This is a genomic window from Flavicella sp. IMCC45537 (genome assembly GCF_057197705.1).
Genome location: NZ_CM170067.1, coordinates 1,439,825 through 1,463,307 on the forward strand (window position 1 = coordinate 1,439,825; position 23,483 = coordinate 1,463,307).

General features: G+C 33.4%; 14 protein-coding genes. 5 read left to right on the forward strand and 9 right to left on the reverse strand.

Annotated features, from left to right (window positions below; translation table 11 throughout):
* Positions 1–4: 4 nt before the first annotated feature.
* From AC2DGP_RS06235 to AC2DGP_RS06270, 8 genes are all read right to left on the reverse strand, one after another.
* Positions 5–2,104, reverse strand: a complete 2,100-nt coding sequence (locus AC2DGP_RS06235) for a BNR-4 repeat-containing protein (protein WP_484492152.1) — start codon at positions 2,102–2,104, stop codon at positions 5–7.
* Positions 2,105–2,243: 139 nt separating this feature from the next.
* Positions 2,244–3,374, reverse strand: a complete 1,131-nt coding sequence (locus AC2DGP_RS06240; RefSeq protein WP_484492153.1) for a glycoside hydrolase family 88/105 protein — start codon at positions 3,372–3,374, stop codon at positions 2,244–2,246.
* 3 nt (positions 3,375–3,377) lie between these two features.
* Positions 3,378–5,645 carry a glycoside hydrolase family 3 N-terminal domain-containing protein gene (locus AC2DGP_RS06245; protein ID WP_484492154.1) on the reverse strand — a complete coding sequence of 756 codons (2,268 nt, stop codon included), beginning with the start codon at positions 5,643–5,645 and terminating at the stop codon, positions 3,378–3,380.
* A gap of 552 nt (positions 5,646–6,197) precedes the next feature.
* On the reverse strand, positions 6,198–9,728 hold the full coding sequence (locus AC2DGP_RS06250; protein ID WP_484492155.1) for a family 78 glycoside hydrolase catalytic domain: 3,531 nt from the start codon (positions 9,726–9,728) through the stop codon (positions 6,198–6,200).
* 251 nt (positions 9,729–9,979) lie between these two features.
* Positions 9,980–10,951, reverse strand: a complete 972-nt coding sequence (locus AC2DGP_RS06255) for a Gfo/Idh/MocA family protein (protein ID WP_484492156.1) — start codon at positions 10,949–10,951, stop codon at positions 9,980–9,982.
* A 294-nt stretch (positions 10,952–11,245) separates the two neighbouring features.
* Positions 11,246–12,481: a DEAD/DEAH box helicase gene (locus tag AC2DGP_RS06260; RefSeq protein ID WP_484492157.1), complete on the reverse strand. Its 1,236-nt coding sequence runs from the start codon at positions 12,479–12,481 to the stop codon at positions 11,246–11,248.
* Positions 12,482–12,500: 19 nt separating this feature from the next.
* Entirely contained in the window at positions 12,501–12,737 is a 237-nt protein-coding gene (locus AC2DGP_RS06265; RefSeq protein ID WP_484492158.1) for a hypothetical protein, read from the reverse strand.
* 44 nt (positions 12,738–12,781) lie between these two features.
* On the reverse strand, positions 12,782–14,137 hold the full coding sequence (locus AC2DGP_RS06270; RefSeq protein ID WP_484492159.1) for an MATE family efflux transporter: 1,356 nt from the start codon (positions 14,135–14,137) through the stop codon (positions 12,782–12,784).
* Between the two features lie 258 nt (positions 14,138–14,395).
* Between AC2DGP_RS06270 and AC2DGP_RS06275 the strand changes: the two genes are divergently transcribed.
* The 3 genes from AC2DGP_RS06275 (at position 14,396) to AC2DGP_RS06285 (ending at position 18,917) form a co-directional block, all read left to right on the forward strand.
* The gene (locus AC2DGP_RS06275) at positions 14,396–15,943 is read left to right on the forward strand and encodes a PhoX family protein (protein ID WP_484492160.1); all 1,548 of its coding nucleotides are present in this window, start codon (positions 14,396–14,398) and stop codon (positions 15,941–15,943) included.
* A gap of 3 nt (positions 15,944–15,946) precedes the next feature.
* A complete protein-coding gene (locus AC2DGP_RS06280) occupies positions 15,947–17,734 on the forward strand; it encodes a cytochrome-c peroxidase (RefSeq protein WP_484492161.1) in 1,788 nt (595 codons plus the stop codon).
* Between the two features lie 220 nt (positions 17,735–17,954).
* Positions 17,955–18,917 (forward strand): hypothetical protein, encoded by a 963-nt coding sequence (locus tag AC2DGP_RS06285; protein WP_484492162.1) that lies wholly within the window; start codon positions 17,955–17,957, stop codon positions 18,915–18,917.
* A 32-nt stretch (positions 18,918–18,949) separates the two neighbouring features.
* On the opposite strand, the gene bshC is transcribed toward AC2DGP_RS06285, so the two are convergent.
* Positions 18,950–20,542, reverse strand: a complete 1,593-nt coding sequence (gene bshC / locus AC2DGP_RS06290) for a bacillithiol biosynthesis cysteine-adding enzyme BshC (protein WP_484492163.1) — start codon at positions 20,540–20,542, stop codon at positions 18,950–18,952.
* Between the two features lie 212 nt (positions 20,543–20,754).
* On the opposite strand from bshC, the gene AC2DGP_RS06295 reads away from it, so the two are divergent.
* Together AC2DGP_RS06295 and AC2DGP_RS06300 are read left to right on the forward strand one after the other, a co-directional pair.
* Positions 20,755–21,957: an SMP-30/gluconolactonase/LRE family protein gene (locus AC2DGP_RS06295; protein WP_484492164.1), complete on the forward strand. Its 1,203-nt coding sequence runs from the start codon at positions 20,755–20,757 to the stop codon at positions 21,955–21,957.
* A gap of 106 nt (positions 21,958–22,063) precedes the next feature.
* Positions 22,064–23,452, forward strand: a complete 1,389-nt coding sequence (locus AC2DGP_RS06300; RefSeq protein WP_484492165.1) for an SGNH/GDSL hydrolase family protein — start codon at positions 22,064–22,066, stop codon at positions 23,450–23,452.
* The last annotated feature ends 31 nt before the right edge of the window (positions 23,453–23,483 follow it).

Consider the following 23,483-nt stretch of genomic DNA (forward strand, 5'->3'; position numbering starts at 1 on the left):
GTATTTAATTTTTAATTATTAATCTCTTTATCTCAGTGTTTCCCTTGGAAGCTAGCTTGAGGAAATAAACACCTTCTGGATACCCAACTAAATCAAGTTCATTTTTTTCGATAATACTATTTTTCAAAACTTCACCTCGAATAGAATATAATGTATACGCCAAATTATCACCATAATTTTTTAAATAAAAAAGACCCGTGCTTGGATTCGGGTAAACACTTGTATCATGCTGTAAATAATCTTTCGAACTCAATGCATATGTTGGTTGAAATTCTATTTTATCAGGCTCACTTGATAATGATTTTCGTTGGGTCAATCGAACGGTATTTTCACCCTGATTTAATGAAATATCTGGGATTACTGTTTCTAAATATACATTCCAATCAAATGTTCTAGTAACTAAAACACTCTCGAATAATGTTCCATTAATTTCTATATCCATCACAGAATCATCTCGATTTCTATTTGCGGCAAATAGTTTAAAGTTATACTTACCTGCATTTTCTACCTGAAACTTATGTTCTACAAATTGATTTGAGGAAAAAGAGTCGATATACGCACCCCCAGAAGCGTCAGGATTCGATCCCACCACAATATCGTTAGATGCCGTTGTGTAATCCTCTGCTTCTAACAATATATTATCTCCTTCCATTGGAATATCAACCTCTGACAAGGTAAATTCTTTAAAATACAGAGGACGTTTATCTCCAACACCTGGTGTATTATTCCCAGTATTTTCCATTAAATATACATAGAGTTTATTACCCTCAACAAAAGCATCAAAATGCGCAAAATTTATAGTTTCTGTGCTTGCATAAACTATTTTCCAATCATTTTTCCCCTCTGGAGTACTTTTTACATTGACTTTTCCTCCGAGAAGTTCTACCATAAACACATGTTTTTTGTAACTGTAAACTTCTCCACGTGTTTGTGGATTTGGAATAAGTCCATCTGCATTGCTAGAAAAATTGGAATCTGCAGCCAACTTATAATAATGAACATTTCTATTATCAACCCTTTGCACAAAATGAATATCTCCATTTTCTGTAACTGTCCATGCCGGATCAGAAGATGATCTCGGCATTGAAGCTGTTCCATAATCATCACCTGGTTGCGCAAATTGAACTGGATCTAAATTTGGGTTGATATTGTTTTTTATTGGTAGCGAAATAGCAACATCATTCACATCATACCATGGCACTGTTGAATTCTTAGGAATACCATTTGTATACGCATAATACAAACCACTATTTATCATATAACCGTTGCTTGTACTACTACTGTTATTGGTAGCATATCTTATTGAAAATCCACTATAAAACTTACCGTGTAAAAAGCGTTCACCCCCATACATATTGTTTGTATTTGGCGCTGCTAATGTTCCTTCATGAAACAACCAATTGTTACTCCATGATGCACCGTTATAATGCGCTAAAAGAATATCACCATTACCTGAGCCCCCTTGTCTAAATCTAGCAATTAGACTACCGTTATCTGCTCTATGAATCATAGGATATGTCATTCGTTCATAATCACCTCCTGATTTTAAATAATTTCGTTTCGCATTAAAAATATCAATAGTAAACTCATTATCTGGCACAAATGCTTTGTTTGCTAATGAAACCGAATAATTGAAAAAATGATTGGGTAACGAAGAAGATCGATATGCATGCATATCATAAATTATATGAATCGTATTGTCTATGGTGCTAACTCCAATTGCTGCTGTATTGTGAGAATCTCCACGAATACCCGTTCCATTTAAAAGCTCTCCATTTTGCCCGACATGTTGATGTGGAAATTCAATACTTACCCAAGGAGAATTTTCTATATTTAGGTTCTTTCTGGAAAGCATTAAATTACGTTTATCCATGCCTCCTTTATACCAAGTTACAAACGCATAACCATTGACAACATCAACACAATCGCCATGGGGTGTAATTCTCGGTCCAAATCTATAATTCACATCTTTAGTTCCGGCAAAATACAAACCATCGTCTGCAACTTTCGTTGAAGCATTTAAATTTACTACAAACTGTTTTTCTTGTGATTCTACTAAAGAACAATATAACAAGACAAAAATTACAAGGTAATACGTTTTCATACTATATGATTTATCTTTTTAGTAGTTCATTTTAATACAACAAGGCATCTTCCATTTGAAAGATGCCTTGTTGTTAAACTGATAGCTTACCTAAAAATCTCATTATTTTTTTACTTTTTATCAAATTATGAGTATGCTATTATTTTAACTTTAACACCTCACTACCGGCCATTAAAAAAGCACCAGTACCAAAATTTTGCCAGCTGTTTGCAGATGCTGGCTCTGGAGATGCACCAATATTTTGTACCCATCCTACTCTTCCGTCAGGATGTTGGCATGCTGCAAGAGCATTCCATGCTTTTTTTATTGCTGGAGTATATGTAGCTTTATCTAATAATCCATTATTCACACCCCAAGCCAAAGCGAATGTATAAAAACCACTTCCACTAACCTCACCATGATCGTAAGATTCTGGACACAACAAACTCGTTCTCCATAAACCATCTTCTGGTTGAATTTCAAGAATCCTAGCGGACATTTCTTTATATAGATTCAAATAGAAATCTCTATGTTCATAATCTTCTGGCATATCATCTAAAATCAATGCTAGTCCACCAAGAACCCATCCATTTCCTCTAGACCAGAATATTTTATTTCCGTTTTCTTCTTTTCTATCTTTCGAATTTCCTTTCCAAACAAAACGCATATCTCTTGCAAACAAACGCTCTTCTTTGTCGTACAATTGGTTATAAGTTTGCGTGTAAAATTTGTGCATCTCATCCAAATACTTAGGTTGTTCTGTGTATTTGGCATAAAGATTCAATACTGGAGGTGCCATAAACAAAGCATCACACCACCACCATAAAATATTCTTTCCATCGATTCCTGGATTCTTACCTGATTTCCAGTTATCATCTTCAAATAAATGTGCATCTAAGAATTTCGTTGTAGGTTCTAAATCCACAAAATTCCTTCTCTTTTCTGCCTTTGAAATATATAAGTAACTATAAGAAATAGCTACATCATCTGCATGATGTAATCTCTTATAAGTTTGCCAGTTATTATTAACTGCTTGGTTTTTTAAAGCAGCCATATACATCATATCCTTTGTCGTTTTATGCGCTCTTGCAACCCCTGTATAGTAAGCTCCTTCAGTCCAATCTGTTGGATGAATCGCAAAAATAGGATGTGCTTCTTGCCACTCCAAAGCTTTGATCATTGACGCCTCAATTTCGACATTATTTAACGAATCTTGAGCTACTGCTGTTTCTGATACTTTACAGCTTGATACACCTATTACAGCTAGTATACTTAAAATTAACTTTTTCATTTTTTATTTGTTGAGTTTGAATGTAGTTTCTAAATATTCTTTAGATGAAGTTCCAACCATTACAGTATAGTCTCCACTCTCTAAAACTTTTTGCATATTAGCCCCTGTAAATTCTAACATTTTTGGGTTAATCTTAAATGAAATTGTTTTACGCTCTCCTGGATTTAATTCAACCTTTTCAAACGCTTTCAGTTCTTTGTCTGGTCTTGTAACCGATCCTATTTCGTCTTTGATATACATCTGAACAACTTCCTTCGCTTTCATATCTCCGTTGTTTTTCACATCAACACTAACAATCAACTCTCTAGATGGAGTAATTTCAGTATTCGATATTTTAATATTCGAATATTCAAAATCTACATAACTCAAACCGAATCCAAATGGATAAAGAGGACCTTGCCCTAAAAACAGGTATTCCTTTTTATAGTTGATTTCTTTCATACTATAATGGAATGGCAACTGACCTATTGAACGAGGAATAGTTACTGGTGATTTACCAGATGGCGAAACTTCACCGAATACAATTCTTGCAACAGACTCATCTCCAAATTCACTTAAATCCCAAGTATCTAAAATTGCATCTGCTTTTTCTGCAATCGTATTGATAGACAAGGTTCTTCTGTGTTTTAAAACAACTACCACTGGTTTTCCAAGTGCTTTAATTTTTTCTAACAATTCGTCTTGAGGTCCCACTGGATCAATTGTAGCTCTATCCCCTAGTGTACTATTACTAAAATAAGCTTCTTTAGCTGTAAATTTATCACCTCCTAAAAACAACACCACTACATCTGCATTTTTCGCTGTGTTCACTAATTTGCTAATCGCGGCAGGGTTTCTCTCTAATAATTTAGGAGCACCGCCTCTTTCGTTTGTAAGATTGAATCCTTTTTCAGCAATAAACTTAATTTTACTTCCTGCAACAGACTCAAACATTTCTTTTGTGTTTTCTTTCAACAAAGGACCTAAAAGAGCAACTTTTGTCTTTTTCTCTTTCCACAAAGGCAATGTTCCATTTTCATTCTTTAACAAAATGATCGATTCTAAATCAGATTCTTTCGCTAATTCAAAAGAAGACTCTGCTCTCACTCCTTTTTTAACCTCTTCGATATCGATATACGGATTATCGAACAATCCTAAGATAAATTTTGTTCGTAACACACGTCTCACAGATCTGTCAATTAGTTTTTCAAGTTCTGGATTCTTTTTTACCATTTCTGGTAAGTAAGCATAAGAATCTTCTGCATATAAATCAATATCTATTCCTGCCTCTAATCCCATTTGAGCTGCCGCTTCCGGAGACTCAGCAACATTCATAAAATAGAACAAACGTGCAATATCATTCGAATCAGAAACTACATAACCTTCAAACCCCCATTGGTCGCGCAATACTCCTGTAAGCAAAGCTTGATTTCCATGACTCGCAACTCCATTTAAATCTCCATGAGAAGCCATAATACCCAAAGTTTTTGCTTCTTTCACAGCTGCTTCAAAAGGTGGATATATTTCATCTATCAAAGTCCTTGGTGAAATTTCTATAGCTGCAAAATTTGAACCTCCCAATACTTGTCCGTATCCTGCAAAATGCTTTGCAACCGCACCAATATGTGTACCATTTCCAAGTCCTTCATAATTTCCTTGTACACCAATAATGGCATTCTTTACCATTTGTGTTGTTAAATAAGTATCTTCCCCGAAAGCTTCACTCATTCTACCAAACCTCGGATCACGAACCAAATCAGCTTCTGGAGAATGACACATATGCATCCCTCTCAATCTAGCCTCTCTACCTACAATATCCCATTGTCTTTGTACCAATTCTGGATTGAAAGAAGCTGCAGATGTCATAGGTCTACCGAACTTAGTACATCCTTCTGCATCAACACCATTGTAAGATTCTGTTACAAACAATGCAGGAATTCCCCATCTATTGTGTTCAATAATATATTTTTGAAGTTCGTTGTTTAATTTTGCGGCTTCAACAGCACTTATATGCTCTCCCGGATTTTTGATACCCGCAATTCCTAATTCAAGTTTATCTTTAACACGTTTTGATAGTTTCAAGTTTCCCTGCTCATCATGTTTGACACCAATATTAGCATGAAAGATTCTCATTTGAGCAACTTTCTCTTCTAAAGATAATTTCGACATCAACGCTTCAATACGCTCTTCGATTGATAATGATTCGTCTTTGTAATCTTTTGAAACAGCATCTTTACTGCCACATGAATAAAACATCGCTACTACAGCTAATGATAAAACTATTTTCTTCATTTTTATATTTATTTTATTTTAAAATCAAAAGCTTACATTTTCCAGTAAGCGAATATAATTTGCATAATTTTTTCTCAAAATACCTTTCTTTATTTATGGACAATACTTCATCCTAACCTCAGAAATAACTTCAATATCTTGACAAACTTTTTTATTAAAAATCACAAATTGATATGTTACAAAATTTTCAATTTTCATACGAATTACCCCCTCTTTTTCTAAATAGATAACCACTTTCGTACACTTACCACTCTGTTTCTATGGTTTTTGAATGCGACATAGACTTACACAGCTTTCTTTTGAGAACCTTCTTCTATATTCTAAGTGAATTAGATAGCCGTAAACCGAATGCTAGACACCAAATAAACATGATACGCTAACACTATTTCAATTAAAACCCTCAAAAAATTCTCTTTAAATTTAAAAGCCTTTTACAATATACCTGTTCTGAACTGTATAGACTGTTCAATTTTCATTGGCAACCACTCCAAGTGATTTTTCACATCAACTCTCTAAATGCAAAAAGCCAATACTCTCATATTGGCTTTTTTCTTAAAATGAGTTTATCTTTAATTCTATGACATGTTTACCAGGATCTAAACGTACCGAATCAAATGCAGCTGGAACTTTTTCTCCATTATGCAACAAATCTTTCCCTTCTAAATTATTTAATGAAAACTCAGCTACCATGTTTCCAGGAATTTCAATAACGTACTCTTGTAGCCTTTTCCCTTTATAGCTATATTTTGCTTTAATCGTTCCTCTAACTGTAGGAACTTCTATTTCGCTTTTTCTTAAATTAGACATTTGAGGTTTGATACTTGCAATTCCAAAACCTGGTGTTTTTGGTTTGATTCCCCATAAGCCTCTTGGAATTACATTTGCCGGAGCAGCACCCCAAGCATGATTCCAATCTAAGTTTATTTTGTATTCATAATCCCATGCTTCTAAGGTGATGGTAGAACCAACCCTAATCATATTATACCAACTTCTTTTTGCTTTGCTTGCAAGCAATTCTAAAGCATAATCTTCTTCACCTGCATTATATAAACCATCCAGTAAAAATTGTGCTCCATACACACTACATGCCATACCTCTAGATTTCACAAAATCCACGACTGATTGAAAATGCTCTTCAGGTACAATTCCAAACGCCAAAGGCATCATGTTTGCGTGTAATGACGAATGATCTGTACCGATACCATCCACGTAGATTCCTTTTTCTTGATCAAACATTTGTTCATTCACTGCTTTTTTAGCTTTTATTGCTCTGTATTCAAAATCTAAAGCTTCTTGCGTTTTTCCTAATAACTTAGCAAACTCAGCCATGATTTTCATGTTTTCATAAAAGAAAGAATTGATTACAGTACTATAGGGTTTAAAAACAAAACCATCACGCTCTCCTTTTGTTTTACTTCCGTAGAAGTTTTTAGATGGCCAGTCAACGATATCTGTTAATGGTTTTTTATACCCATCAGGAAAACCTAATTTTTTCATGAATTCTGCGTCAACTTTTGTTGAAGTAATCAATCCATCTTCATTAGACAATTCGAATAGGGACTTATGCTTTAATGGTTCATAATAACGCTCTATCAACTCAATATTTCCAGTATACATGTAGTCTGCATAAATCAATAAAGGCACATGTTGTTGCCATTCTGTTGGCCATGTTGGGTTTTTCATAAAATATTCAATGGTTCTTCTTGCCATTGCATATTCTCTATCTGTTGTGTAATGACTTAACTGATTCAAGTAAGCATCTGCTTCGTATGGAATACGTTCTCTATCTCCATCTACGTACAAACCATTAAATGTTGTTGCTTTGATAGAGTATTTAGATAAATCCCAAACTTGATTTAAGACCTTGTTGTCACTTATAAAACTACTCGCTTCTTCATCCCAATAGGTATGGAAAGCTAGCTGCGTAAAATCTTCTGCTTTTAACTCACCTTCAAATCCTTCTATTTCAGCATATCTAAAAGGAACTAATGGAGGAAAACCGTTTGGCAAAGGCACCGCTTTGTTCGGTCTAGTATTTCTTTCATCTGTCTGAACTTGAATTTGATATTCTTTTTTACCAGGTAATACATCAACTTTTATCTCTTGGTAACGAATATTACTTTTCTTTGGTACAACTCTATTCACATTTCCATTATCATCCAACATTTCACCAACTCTCACTGTTATCGTGTGAGCCTTTTTTGCGTTGTATGTAAACTTCATAGTTGCGAAAGCTGCTTTATCAAAATCCATAAAGTAGAAATCACCTCTTTTTTCAAACTTACTAGGCTTTACTTGTGTAGTTTCAAATTTATTTTCTGTAGAAATGATATAATTATCGCTTTTTCCTGTAGTAAATTGTTGTGCTTCTGAATAGTCAACTAACCTATTTGCTTCATCCCAAATACGAACTTTCCAAAAATAAGTTTTACCTATTTCTAAATCTTTCCCATTATATTCTACATCTGTAGATTTTGATGAAGCCACTCTTCTACTATCCCAAACATCACCATTATTTACATCAATATTCGATTTTGAAGAAGCTACCAAAATTTGATATGCACCTTGATATTTAGCCCCTAAAGGAACTGACCATCCAAATTCAGGTTTTAAATCAAAAACCTTTACCTCCGTCTTTGGTTCTCTAATCAATTCTACTGTTAAATCTCTAGGCGCAGCTCTGAATTCATTACTATTCTTTTTAATTAATTCATCACACTTTGCTCTAAGTGCTGCAGCAATTTTTCTATACTTTCTTTTGTTAATTAAATTCTTTGTTTCTAAAGGATCTTTTTTAAGATTGTATAACTCTTCAACTCGTTTGTCATTTACATATCTAAAATATTTCCATTCATTGGTTCTAACTCCTTCACTCGGAGGGATCTCGCTGAAATTCCAGATATGCTCAATCAAAATTGTATCCCGTTCCATCGAACTTTTTTCTTGAGTTACAATTGGCATCAAGCTTTTTCCTTGCCAAGACTTCGGAGCTTCAACTCCCGCCAAATCCGCAATAGTGGCAGTAACATCAATATTCAAAGCCATATCATCTACATCTTGATGCTTTTTTACGCGTGGATCATAGACAATCAATGGAACACGAATTGAGTTATCGTACATCAACCATTTTCCTGCCATTTGTCTTTCTCCCAAGAAGTAGCCGTTATCACCCATGACAATAATAACGGTATTATTTTCTACTCCTTTTGCTTTTAACTTTTCTCTTATTTTTTTGATTTCTAAATCAACCCCAGAAATCATTCTATAGTACCCTTTTAAACTGTGCTGGTATTTTTCTGGTGTATCATATCTCCAAGTCCAACGTAACCTATTGAAACCTTCTCTTACTGCTTTTGGCTGTGCTTTGAAATACTTATCGCTTGCCAACACCGGGCCAGGTATTTTAGTATCTTTCAACATTTCATTAGTAGTCTCTTGCCAAAAGTATTGATCTACCGCACTGTCATGAGCATGAGGTGCGCTAAAGCTTAAAGACAAACAAAACGGCTCTTCATTAGCGCCATTCTTTTCAATAAAATCTAATGCTTGTTGTCCGGTATACCTTGTTAAGTGAACAGTATCTTTACCGATGGTTTTGTAGTAATATCCTCTTCTATCTTTGTATCTATGATTTCTATCGTACGAATCGTACTCGTCAAATTGTTTATCTAATCCATCATAACGTGTACCGTACTTCCCAAAAAAACCTGTATAATATCCATTATCTTTTAGCAATCTAGGATATGAATTATCCATATACTCATCACGTACATTTCCTGTTTGAAAGGTATAGTTATGAGATCTTTCATGTAAACCTGTAAGAATACTTGTTCTACTAGCAGCACAAATAGGCGTTGTTACAATCGCTTTCTTAAAATAGGTTCCAGATTTTGCCAAATCATCCATCTCTGGTGTCTCAACATATTTATTCCCATAATAACCTATTGCGTCATACCTTTGATCATCTGTTAAGATAAAAATAATGTTAGGTTTTTTATTTGTGGTATTATTTTGTTGTGCTTTTATTTTCCCTACGCCGGCGAACACTATAAACGCAAGCAACAAAAATCTATGATTGTGCATATGAATAAAATTAAATGTAAATTCTTAAACCTTGTTGTTTTCATCAGATCAAAACATAACCTAAAAAACACAACAATGTTCTAAATTACTTTTATTGATTTGAATAGCTGTACTGATGTGTAGTGAACCACTCTCTAACAAAACTATATCACACTCATAAACAACATCTTGAAAACTAACTTTTTCAAAACAACTGATTCACATTCAATCTCAAAAGCACAAATTATAAAATCCCTAGTAATCTTAATTATTTACACCTTATGAGTCAAATCAAACATCAAGGACATTATAAGCTCTCCTTCTTCAACAGAACACGGATTATCTCTATTACCAAGAAAATAATCAACGGTTTCCTGAATCATCGGTTGCTGAATATTGATCGGATTTTTAAACTCTAATTCTTCATAACTTCCTTTTGAATGTACCGTTAACTTGTCCTCATAAAAAGAAAACTGCAAGCTGCCATGTGATCCGTATATAGAACACATATCAGTTTTTAAATATTCTGGAGCTACAAAGGACCATAACCCTATAAATTGAACTTTATTTTGGAAATTTATTATTCCATTCACTGAATCATCGACCTCATATTTTGATGCTTGATTTGATGCTATACCAAAAGCACTCACATAATCACCAAAAAAATAATACATCAAATCTAACTGATGTGGTGCTAAATCGTGAAAGTATCCACCTCCTGAGACTCTTTTATCTAAACGCCAAGTAGTTTTAGGGTTAAAATCAAAAGGCTGAAGAAATCGAATATCTACATGATGTATTTCCCCTATATAGTTTTCATCTAAAAGTTGCTTCACTTTAATATACATAGGCAAATACCTTCTATAATGAGCTACTACCACTTTTTGAGAACTTTCTTGAACAATTTTAGACAATGAAGCAGCTTCTTCCTTGGTAAGTACCATCGGTTTTTCAACATAAACGTCTTTACCGGCTTTTAAGGCCTTCACAACAAGAGCATAATGACTAGAGGGAGGCGTAGCGATATAAATAGCATTGATGGTTCTATTAGCCAAGATAGATCCCACATTATCAAACCAAAAAGGAACATTATGTCTTTTCGCGAAATCTTCCGCCAAGGAAGCATCTCGTCTCATAACTGCTATCAACTCTGAATCTTTACACTTCTGAAATGCAGGACCACTTTTTACTTCTGCAACATCTCCACAACCTATGATGCCCCATCTTATATTTCTTTTTTTCATATCAATTTTTATGCAAGTTACACTCAAAATTATTTACTTTTATCAGAAGTCCTGTTCTGAACTGTTATGTAAAAAAAATAATATGTTTTATAAAAAGCCTCTTACTAAACTTTGATAACTAACAGAATATCCTCATCAATCTCTATAATATATCCCTAAAACCCAACTGTTACTTAACTACTTGTTTCCGTCCAAAGATTACGAATCATTTTCTCAAGAATTCAATTGGAACAAAATAATTTGCAAAAAAAATCCGATGTAACTCAATTGTTACACCGGATTATAATTTGTAAATCAATACCAACGTTTTTTCTTTTTCTTAGAAGCCTCTGACTTCCTTCCTGGTCTGTGCTTACTCCCCTTTTTCTTATGAACTTCAGGTTTCGCTTTCGGATCTAATGGATAGGGATGTTCTGTTTCTACAGAAATATGCGTATTTATTAACTTTTGAATACTTGCTAAATATGGCTTTTCATCAGCAGAACAAATTGAATACGAAGTTCCGATTTCACCTGCCCTACCAGTTCTTCCTATTCTATGCACATAGGTTTCTGGTACATTCGGCAAATCAAAATTCACTACTGCATCCAACTCTTTTATGTCAAGTCCTCTCGCAGCTACATCAGTAGCTATTAATATATTCACTTCCCCTCGTTTGAACCTGTTCATCGCATCTTGTCTTTCAGACTGAGGTTTATCACCATGAATACTATCTACTTGATAGCCATTTTTCAACAAACTTTTTTCAAGTTTATCTACACCATATTTGGTTCTTCTAAAAATAATAATATTTCCTTTTATTGTGTTTCTCAACAAATAAAGACAAAGTTCAATTTTTTGAGGTTTAGATGTATAGTACAAAACCTGGCTCACTGTTTTTACAACGGATGAAGTTGGAGCAACCTCTACTTTCTCTGGATTTTTTAAAATAGTCTCTGCTAATTGTACTACTTTGTGTGGCATCGTTGCCGAAAACAATAAAATTTGTTTTTCTACTGGACAGAGTCTTTCAATTTTTTTAACATCATCAATAAACCCCATATCCAGCATCAAATCTGCTTCATCCAAAACCAACGTTTCAATAAAACTTAGATTCACCAAATCTTGCTTATGCAAATCTAACAACCTTCCAGGTGTGGCTATTAAAATATCTACTCCTGCATCCAACAACTTTTTCTGAGGCTCAATGGAAGCACCACCAAAAACAACAGCTGTTCTTAAGACAGTACTCTCCGCATAAGATTTAAAATTTTCTTCAATTTGAATCGCTAGCTCTCTGGTAGGACTTACCACCAAAACTCTTATCTTTCTTCCTCTTTTAGAAGGATCTTGCCTATCGTATAAATTCTGAAGAATTGGTAAGGCAAAAGCAGCTGTCTTACCGGTACCTGTTTGAGCTGATGCGATTACATCTTTCCCTTGTAAAACCAACGGAATAACCTGTTCTTGCACCAATGTTGGTTGCTCGTACCCTTTATTTATAAGAGTTTTAACAAGCGGCTTGTTTAATTTTAAATCTCTAAATTCCATACTATATTTTTTAGCTTCTCTAGGCTTCCTCTTCGTACGCCTTCATCTCATCATCATAAAACTCAGATGCTTCCTCAATAAATCCCGCAACCTGAATCGAAAGTTCTTCTTCATCACTTCCTATGAGATCATCCATCAGTTCAATTTCATCATCTTTTAAATTGATTATAAATCGTGGAAATTCAGTATGAATTACAAAAATATCATCTTCATTTGCCTTCGTATTATCACCTAATAAAAACTTTGGTAACTCCATAGTATTGTATAATTATTATAATTTAATTCAATCTATCAAAAAGCCTATAAAGCTTTCTGTTCATTGATCATTTTATTTGTCAATTTGTGAAAGCGAAGATACAACATAATTGCGGATATAGTTAAGGAAACAAGCATCCCAATCCAAACTCCCAAAGCTTCTAAATTTGTTTTTAAACCCAAATAGTAACTCACTGGCAATCCGATAATCCAAAAAGCGACAAAAGTTACTATCATTGGGTATTTCACATCTTGCAACCCTCTTAACGCTCCTAAAAAAACCACTTGTATTCCATCCGAAATTTGAAAAAGCCCTGCCACAATTAATAATTGTGCCGCAAGAATTACCACCTCCGTATCATCTATATACAATAAAGGCAATAGGTCCTTTAAAAGAATAAAACCAGCCGCTAAAAACAAATCTATTATGAGCATTAAAAATAAAACGGACATGGCAATTCTTTTTAAAGACACAAAATCTTTTAATCCTTTTTGATTTCCAACACGTATTGTAGCTGTAACACTTAGACCAACCGCAACCATGTAGGTCATAGTTGCCAGGTTTAAACTAATTTGATTTGCGGCTTGTGCTTTAGTTCCGATCATTCCTGTCAACAAGATACCACCTGCAAACATACCTACTTCAAAAAACATTTGTAAGGCACTTGGATACCCAACGTTAAATACTTTTGCTACAAACCTCTTTTTAAAATTTGAAATTTTAATTCTCTCCACAAAAACAGCAAAAACATCTTTGGTGTGTACAATGTACATGATGAAGGCCAACATCAATATTCTTGAAAACAAGGTACCTAAACCTGCCCCTATCAACTCCATTCTTGGAAATCCAAATTTTCCATAAATCAACAAATAATTCAATAATACATTGATAATATTTGCTAAAATAGCGGCTCTCATTGGGTACTTTGTTTGAGACATTCCATCTGAAAACTGTTTATATGCCTGAAAAAGAAGCATTGGAATCATAGAATAGATGATAATATCAAAATAAGGAGATGCATACTCAACAACTTCAATAGGTTGATCCATTTTGTACATCAATGGCTTCATCAAAAACAAAACAACACATAAAACAATGGACAATATAAATGACATTAAAATTCCGTGTTGAAAATAACTTTTCCCTCTTTGAACATTATTTGAGGTATGCGCCTCAGCAATAAGAGGAGTGATGGCAAACGTAAATCCGATACCAATACTAAAAGCTATAAAAGCCAAACTATTTGCCAATGACACTGCTGCCAAAGGAGCAGGTCCTAATTCTCCTACCATAATACTATCTGCAAACCCAACAAGCACATGTCCTAATTGACCAAGCATTACAGGATATGCCAATTGCATGTTCTTTTTAAATTCTGAAGTATATTTTGATAGTTTCAACTTATAAATTTTAGATGGCACAAAGATAGAGTCATTTGACACAGCATTTAGAAATTATTTTAAAATCTTATCACTCAACTTAAATTGAGCTAAAGAAACCTCCTTATTTATAGTGATTCTTATTATTAACCATTAATTCACTTGTTTACATTATCATAAAGTTTTTCTAATTCAAAAAACACTTTTAGATAACTCTAAGCTTTTCATACAGAGATAGATTTGCGTCAAAATAATTAATCCCTAAAAACTAATTCAATTATGAAAATTTCAAAAATGTCTATTTTAAAGACTGTAGCAATGGCATTCTTAGCAGCCGCTACCGTTGCATGTACAGAAGACGCAATCAACGGACTTGATGGTGCCAATGGTGAAAACGGTATCAATGGTATCAATGGGCTTGATGGTGAAGACGGTAAAAACTTTGGTGAAATTGATTTCACAAATTCACTAAAAACATCAAAAACTCCTAACCTTTTAAAAGTTTCAAGTGATTTTTCCAATATTGTGGTAAAACCTATTTTATCATCTGAAGACACAATTCCGGAAAGTAAACATTTTGTCTATGGATCTATGGCAGATGGTGCTGGTTTGATTGGAAATAATGATGGAACTTTTACTTTGATCAATAACATAGAAGCAGACTACTCAATTGCTAGAATTTACTTAAACAGTAACTTAGAGGTTGCTTATGGAGAATATATTGTTAACGCTGACGCAACAGCTGCAACTGCTCAATGTTCTGGATCCTTAATTTCTGAAGACGAACATGGCTTTGGACCTTTATACCTTTCTGGAGGTGAATGGGGAGGTGCTTCTAAAGGAGTATTCTTAACAAATCCTTGGAAACCAACAAAAGGAGCAAGTTCTGCTAAAATGTTAACTGCATTCGGACAATGGTCTACGGAAAATGCTGTTGTTATTGGTAAAGATGCATATACTGATAAAACCGTTGCCTTTATTGGAGATGATCATTCTGATAACTCTGTACCTTCTGGACAATTAGGTATGTATGTAGGAAACAGAGGAGACTTAGAAGGAGGAAAGTTATATGGACTAAAAGTTACTTCTGCTGGAATTACAAATGAAGTAGACATGATTGAAGGAACAGAGTACACTGCTGATTTTGTGGAATTAGAAGAAACAGAAATTTCTGCCTTAGATGCAGAGTGTAAAGCCAAAGGTTTGATGGGATTCTCTAGATTAGAAGATATTGACTGGAGAAGAGGAACTGCTGAAAACCAAAGAGAAATATACTTTTGCGTTACAGGAAGAAACAAGCCTGATTTAGTAGGAAAAGGAACTTTATTAGGTCGTATTTACAAAGTAACATTAAACGATACTGACCCAACAGGTGCTGCAAAAATAACTTGCGTTTTAGATGGAGATAAAGTTGGAGGAAAAGCTGAAATGTTCCATTCTCCAGACAACATTTTGGTTACAGAGAATTATGCATATATTCAAGAAGACCCAAATGGTTACAAGTCTTTTGCTGACAATGGATTTGCAAAAGTATACCAATATGACTTAAATACTGGTGCCATCAAAACAGTTTTAGAATGTGATCAAACAAATGCTGAAACATTAGGATATGGCACAACAGCTAAATTTTGGGAAATTACAGGAATGATAGACGTAACGGATGTGGTGAATAACGGAAAAAACACTTTTATGTTGATTACTCAAAACCATGGATGGAATACTAAAACAGGTCAATTATTTACTGACTACAGTGCCGTTTTAGATGCTGAAAACCACTGGGCAGTAGAAGGTTCTACTTTATACACTATCGAAGGATTAGACAGATAATATATGAATCATTCAATTATCAAAAAGACATACACAATCTGTGTATGTCTTTTGCTATTTATCAATAGCGCTTGCAAAGAAGAAAAATCAAGTAATCAACCCATCAAATCTAACCCAATATTAAATTTAGAAACCTATTACAAAGCTCATCTTAAAAAAAGTTTTTTATATTTAGATAGCATCCAATCAACAGAAAGCACGCATCAAAATAAAGAATTTTACTTACAAGCACGAAAATATTTCAAACTTTCAGAACCCATATTATCCTCCTTAGATAAAGAAAATTACAAAACTTTAAACTCCCCTAATTTATTACGAATTCAGGAAGAGGATGCAACGGATATCAAAGTCAGACCCCCTATTGGATTTCAAGTAATTGAAGAAAACCTTTTTGGCGATACCCCAAAAGACAAGCAGATTTTTATCACCTCAAAACATACAAGTGATAGAATTAAATTTATTTACCAAAACACACACATAAAACTTAAAGATCATAACCTTTTATGGCTAATACGTGATGCTGTATTAAGAATTGCTACGACAGGTTTGACTAATTTTGACTCTCCAGTTCTTGGGCAATCTTTAAAAGAATCTACTTTAGTTTATCAAAGTGTTTCGCATATTATTACGCTATACAAAGAACGTTTTGTCCATATTGAAATTTATAATGAATGGTTGCATGAAATTCAAAAATCACAAAAATTATTATCTCAAGATTTTGATGATTTTGACCGTTTCAATTTCATTAAAAACCATACGAATAAGCAACTAGAACTTTGGAACAAAACTGCTACGGATTGGCAAGTTACTTTTCCATTTTCATTGGCTACCCAAAACGAATTCAATTCATTATTCAGTGAAGAGATGTTCAATATCAACTACTTTACAGACCATAATAGTGATACCATCTATTTGACTGATAAAGTTGCATTGGGTAAAGAATTATTCCATGATAAAAATTTATCTACCACCAAAAATATGTCATGCGCCACATGCCATATCAAAGAAAAAGGCTTTGCCGATGGAAGAAAAACATTTGACCGAAATCAAATAAGAAACACGCCAACTATTGCATATGCTGGCTTGCAAAAAGCATTTTTCTACGATAACCGAGCGGGTAGTTTAGAAGGACAAATTGTGGGAGTCGTTACAAACCACAATGAATTCGATTCTAATTTAGAAACACTTGAAAATATTGTTTCTATCAACCCATACTACAAAGCTAGATTTGATAGTTTGTACACTAAAAGCGCTACTGATGAAAATATACGTCATGCCATTGCATCCTATGTTAGAACCTTAAATAAGTTCAACTCAAGATTTGATAATAACATTAACAAAACTGAAAGCAATTTAACAGAAGCGGAGAAAAAAGGTTTTAATCTTTTTATGGGGAAAGCGGCTTGTGCAACCTGCCACTTCCCCCCTTTATTTAATGGTACAGTACCACCAAACTTCAATGAATCTGAATTGGAAATAATCGGAGTCCCAAGATCAAACAAAAATCAAAAACTAGATACAGATTTAGGGAGATATACCATTTTTCATACTGACGAAAGAAAAGGAGCTTTTAAAACTCCAACCCTAAGAAACATAGCTTTAACAGCCCCGTATATGCATAATGGCATCTATAACACTCTTGAAGAAGTGTTGGACTTTTACAATCAAGGTGGTGGAGCTGGTTTAGGTTTTGATGTTCCTCATCAGACATTACCTTTTGATAATTTAGATTTATCAGAAAAAGAAATAAAAGACATTATTGCATTTTTAAAAACACTTTCGGATCAATAAATCTGAAAATCTAATTCAGCAATACGATGAGTTTTACGACTCAAAAGTATTGCTGAACTTTTTTTAGACCAACATGACTATTCAGAATCTAGACAAAAGTTAACTCCATAGAAAATAAACACATATAATTCTTGATTAAAAACATACGCTACAGTAATTCGTTTCATTTTGAAGGGCACTCTATATATCTTAGTCATAACTAATCAAACCAAAAACCCAAATGAAACTAAAATTCACAATCATTGCCACGCTATTTCTAGGTCTTATAATGTCTGACTGTTCTTCCGATTCTGCGGAGAGCATTGATGAAACAGAGGAAACAGAAAAAGAAGCAAATGAAGAAGAGAACCCAATTGAAGAAGAAGAACCAGAAGAGGAGCAACCTGTAGTTACTTTACCCCCAGTATGCGATGACGTTAGTCAAATTGCCTTTCCTATTATTGACACCAATACAACACCTACAGAAAATAAATGTGACATTTTTACAGAAGAAAATGGAATTGTTGTGATGGAAGCGGAAAACACAAAATCTGACTTAAATCTTTGGTCTTTTAGCAATGAGACCTTAATTGGTAGAAAGAGTTGGACTTCCACGATACACGAAACAAAAGAAATTACAGATCATAAAGGAACAGGCTATATACATTACACAGGAACCTGGCTTAGCTGGAATGACCCTGAAAAAGTCTCCCCATTAGAATATACTTTTGAAATTAAAAATGCTGGAATTTATCGACTTTACCTTAGATCTTTTAAAAAGCTAAACGAAGAAGGGGACAAACACAATGACTGCTTTATTAGAGTTGAAGGGCTTGATGGAGCCACTTTTACTCCAGGAGAACCAAATCCATGTATTGAAGATTATGACTCTAAAAACGTACTCCCTGATACCAAAACATGGCTTTTAAAAAATAACACTAAATTTTATGGAGCATCTAACGTTAGTTGGGTCAATAACATGAGATTGGATACTCATAACGCAAGCACCGATGTTCCTCACTATAATAGACCTTTTGCTGTTTATAATTTTAAGGCAAACCAAACATACAAACTTATTATCACTGGAAGATCTTTAGGATTTTATATCGATAGAATTTTATTTGTAGATTTAAACAAATACAAAAACAACAATACGGTAATTAACGAAATTTCAAATACCGCTGCACAAAGTGCTTGTAAATAAAAATAAAAAAAGCGACTTCACAGTCGCTTTTTTTATAATTCTAATATGGTATAATCCATTCTTAAAGGATCTAACTCCTGTAATAGAGACGGAATTAACGATGCTCCATACTCTTCGTAAAACTCAGTGAAATTACTATTTCTTTCTTGTAACCCCTGACGTGGGAATAATGCATCTTGAATTTCTTTTACTCTATTTGTTACATCTAAATATTTCCTTTTTTCAGCTTTTAAAAGCCTTTTCTCAAGATTCTGTAATCCTTTTAGTTGCTTTTTTTGTTGTGCCTCAAGCGCTCCCAAAAAGCTAATATCCGTTTGCTCTGCAATAGGCTTTAAGCCTTTAAATAAATTATTCAAAAGCTCTTTTTCTTTTGATAAGTTTAAATCTAATTTACAACACTCTCGAACTACTTTTTCAATTAATGCTGTTTGCTTTAGAAATAAATCCGCATAACTAAGGTTCAATTTTTCTATTTTTTTCCCTTGCTTTTCCGACGCTATCATTACCGAATTTCTCAATAAAAGTATTGGAAAAACAACCTCAGAAGCATTAAATAGATTTTTTAATTGAAACCAATAGGCAAGCTCTCCCCCTCCTCCAATATAACAGAGATTTGGTAAAACTACTTCTTGATATAAAGGACGCATTATTACATTTGGACTGAATTTTTCTGGAGAGCATTCTAATTCCTTAATAATTCCTTCCTTTGTAAAAGTTTTATCAGTATTGTTAATTTTATACACCCCGTCCTCAAAAACAACACGTTCTCTAAGTTCATTCTCAATATAAAACAAATTAATATCCCTTGGGTTTACCTGTAACTTATAATTACTCTCTAAAAATTCATTTGTACTCTTTGTTGCATTTTTAGCATAACTATCCTCTAACTCTCTCTTTGCATAAGGAATAAATTCTTGCTTCAATACTTTATCATCACCGTCTACAATCACTAATCCGAATTCACCAAACAATTCATTTACCAAAAATCGAGTTGCTTCAGTTAAACAATTATTTTTCAAATAAGCATTATAAAACAAGTCTTTCAAATATTTTGATGATTGCCTATTCTCCAATACTTCAGAGAACAATTCGAATACTTTATCAAAATTTTGTATTCTTTTTCTACCCACCGGTCCAGAACTTTCAATCTCCCAACTTACTTTTTCACTCTTTACAAAAAAGTGATTTATCTCTTCAAAATCATGATCTTCCGTTGCCATCCAATAAACAGGCACAAAATTTTTCTCAGGAAATTCCTCTTTTAATTTTTTCGATAAATTTAAAGTGCTCACTATTTTATAAAGAAAATATAGTGGCCCTGTAAACAAGTTTAATTGATGCCCTGTAACGATTGTAAAAGAATTTGGCATCTTTAAGGAGTCTATATGATCTAGTGTCAACTCTGACACTTTTGTATCTACATATTGCTTTTTTAAGCTAGAAACCAATATTTCTCTTGAATTCAAACTAAATTGCTCGCTTTTCTGCTCTATCTGTTTTTGGAAACCATCTAAATTTGGAAAATTTCCATATAAATTTTTCACAGAATCTTTCCTGTCAAGATAGTCAACCATTAAAGTAGAAAAATACCCTGTGGACTTATAAGGAATATATGTATTCGGCATGCAATAGAAAATCTAATTATTAAAACTATATGTCGGTTTACAAGAACAACCTAACAGTTAAAAGCTAAAATAAACAAACTTATTGATACTAAACCTAGTTGATAAATGAAATTCATAAGGTAATGCGGTAGCACCAAAAGATAATCCTGACGAAGTTTTCAATTCCTTATTTTAATTTCTTGCAGCCAAAAATAATTTTAGTCAAAAACGCTATGAAAAACATTTTTTCTCTAATCCTTTTGTGCCTCTGTTCAATTGCCATTGGTCAGACTCCTATCAAAATAAGTACTCATAATTATAAATTCTTAGAAGGTCCGGCGTGGGATGGAACTGAGTACATTTATTTTTCGGATTTAAATGATTTTAAAGTTTATAAATATTCTACGATTGACAACACATTTGAACTAGCGTTTACAATGAATACAAAACCAAACGGTCTCATGTTTGACTCAAACAAAGATCTAGTAATATGTGAATTTAGTGCAGGAAAAATTTCTAAACGCACTACATCAGGTACTTTTATTGAGTATTTAAGTGAAGGATATAATGGTACTCGTTTTGACAATGTGAATGATTTATGTGTAGATGCTAAAGGTGGGGTTTACTTTACTGACCCTTCTGGGAGTAATTCACCCTATCAACCCGCAAGAAGAGTTTATTATATTACACATGATGGCATTTTAACAATTGTAGATGATGGAACCGGATACCTATACCCAAACGGAATTTTGATTTCTAATGACGGGCAGCACTTATTTGTGAACGACTCACAATCCTATAACATCTACAAATACGATATTGACTCACAAACCGGACATTTGAGTAATAAGCATGTTTTTGCAACTTTAACAAATAACAATGATGGAGATGGTCTATCTAGAGCGGATGGAATGGCGTTGGACTCTGATGAAAATCTATACGTATCGTCAAAGGCTACCATTCAAGTTTTCAATAAGCAAGGAACACAAACCGGTACAATCAACTTTCCTACCAAAACAACCAATATGGTATTTGGAGGTAGCGATAAAAAAACGTTATACGTTACCGGTTGGAACGAGGTTTATAAAGTAACTATTTTTGATGAGACCTCTGACTCTTTTGGTTTTCATCATCCATTTGATTTACCAGCATCAGCAGATTTATCTGTCAAGAGCCTGCTAAAAAACAACGTCATGAATCATTTTTTTCCTAACCCTACCTCAAACTATAAAACCAATATCAATATTGGAAATTCACAAATAGAAAACATCTCCATTTACAATAATTTAGGGAAATATTTAATGCCTAAAAAACATTCCATTAAAGGGAATATATTAGAATTAGAACTCAATCCTACTATTGATAAAGGAGTCTATATTGTCTCTCTTAAAACCAAACAAGGCAATTTTATAAATAGAAATATCATCATAAACTAACCAACAAGTACGTTAATGATAAACGCTCATATGTGTTCCAAATAAAACCATTTCAAATTCGAATCGATTTGCAATAAAGCTATTTTTGAGTATTCAAACCTAGTTTATGAAAATCACACTCAAAACACTATTCACCTTCTTATTTATAATCTCAATTCATTGTTGCTTTTCTCAAATAGCACCAAAGTTTAATAATAGGAAGACCATATGTTTTATTGGCAATAGCATTACACAGGATGGACGATATCATATGTTACTGCAAACCTATTTTGCTACAAGACACCCCAACATACATTTAAAATATATTAATTGTGGTATTTCTGGTGATGTTGCAGATGGTATGCTTGAGCGATTTGAATCAGATATCTTAATTCATAAGCCAAATTATGCCTTTCTAATGGTAGGTATGAACGATGTGCAACAATATTTATATAATCCCGATTTAAAAATTACGGACAATCTTTTAAAGAAACGTCAAAAAGCACTAGAAAACTATTATATAAAAACAGAAAAACTTGCGAATCTTATAATAAAAAACGGAATTATTCCGATTTTCTTGACTCCTTCCATATATGACCAAACTGCAAAAATTGATTGTACAAATAATATCGGAGTAAATGATGCCCTTGAAAAATGTTCGATCCATATTAGAAAATTAGCTAAAAAACACGATGCTTTGCTCGTTGACCTTCAACCAGAGATGCTTCGTTTTAACAAACTTGTTCAGAAAAAAAATCCATCAAAAACAATAATAAGTCAAGATAGAGTGCATCCAGGTGATACAGGCCATTTTATTATGATGCATACAATTCTAAATAGTATTGAAACACCCAATAAAATTTCTGAAATAAAAATTAACGCAAAAAAAAGAAAATTAATTTCAGTTAAAAACTCAGCAGTTACAGTGGTACCTGACTCAAATAATTTGACATTCATGGTCAACAATAATTCGCTTCCATTTCCCTTAACAAAAAATTATAAAGCAGCCGAACAACTTGTCGATTTTACCAAAAATTACAATCAAGAAATTTTAAAAATAACGCAACTTAAAAAGGGAACCTATCAATTGACCATCGATAAAATTAAAATTGGATCCTTCACTTCAAAACAACTCAGACATGGAATTAATTTAAGCAACTATACCAACACACCACAAAGCATTCAAGCAAAAGATATAGCCGTATTATGTAAACGTTACCATAAAATAAATGGAGACTTACGAATCATCGGACTCATTGACTATAAAAACTTAAAAGACTATAATGGCACGAATAATCTTGAATCCAAAAAAAGTTATCTTAAAAATTTGGTTGCAAAACAAAAAGGAAAAAGTTGGTATAACTACATGACCAAAACCACCAATCGATATTTCGAGGTTGTTGAAAAAAAGGATGATCTATGTAAACAGTTAGAAGAAATACGTTTTAAAATTTACGCTATGAATACACCAAAAACACATAGATACAAATTATTGGTTATAAATGAATCACCTTAGTTCCTTCGTTAAAAAACCAACTATTTCAATA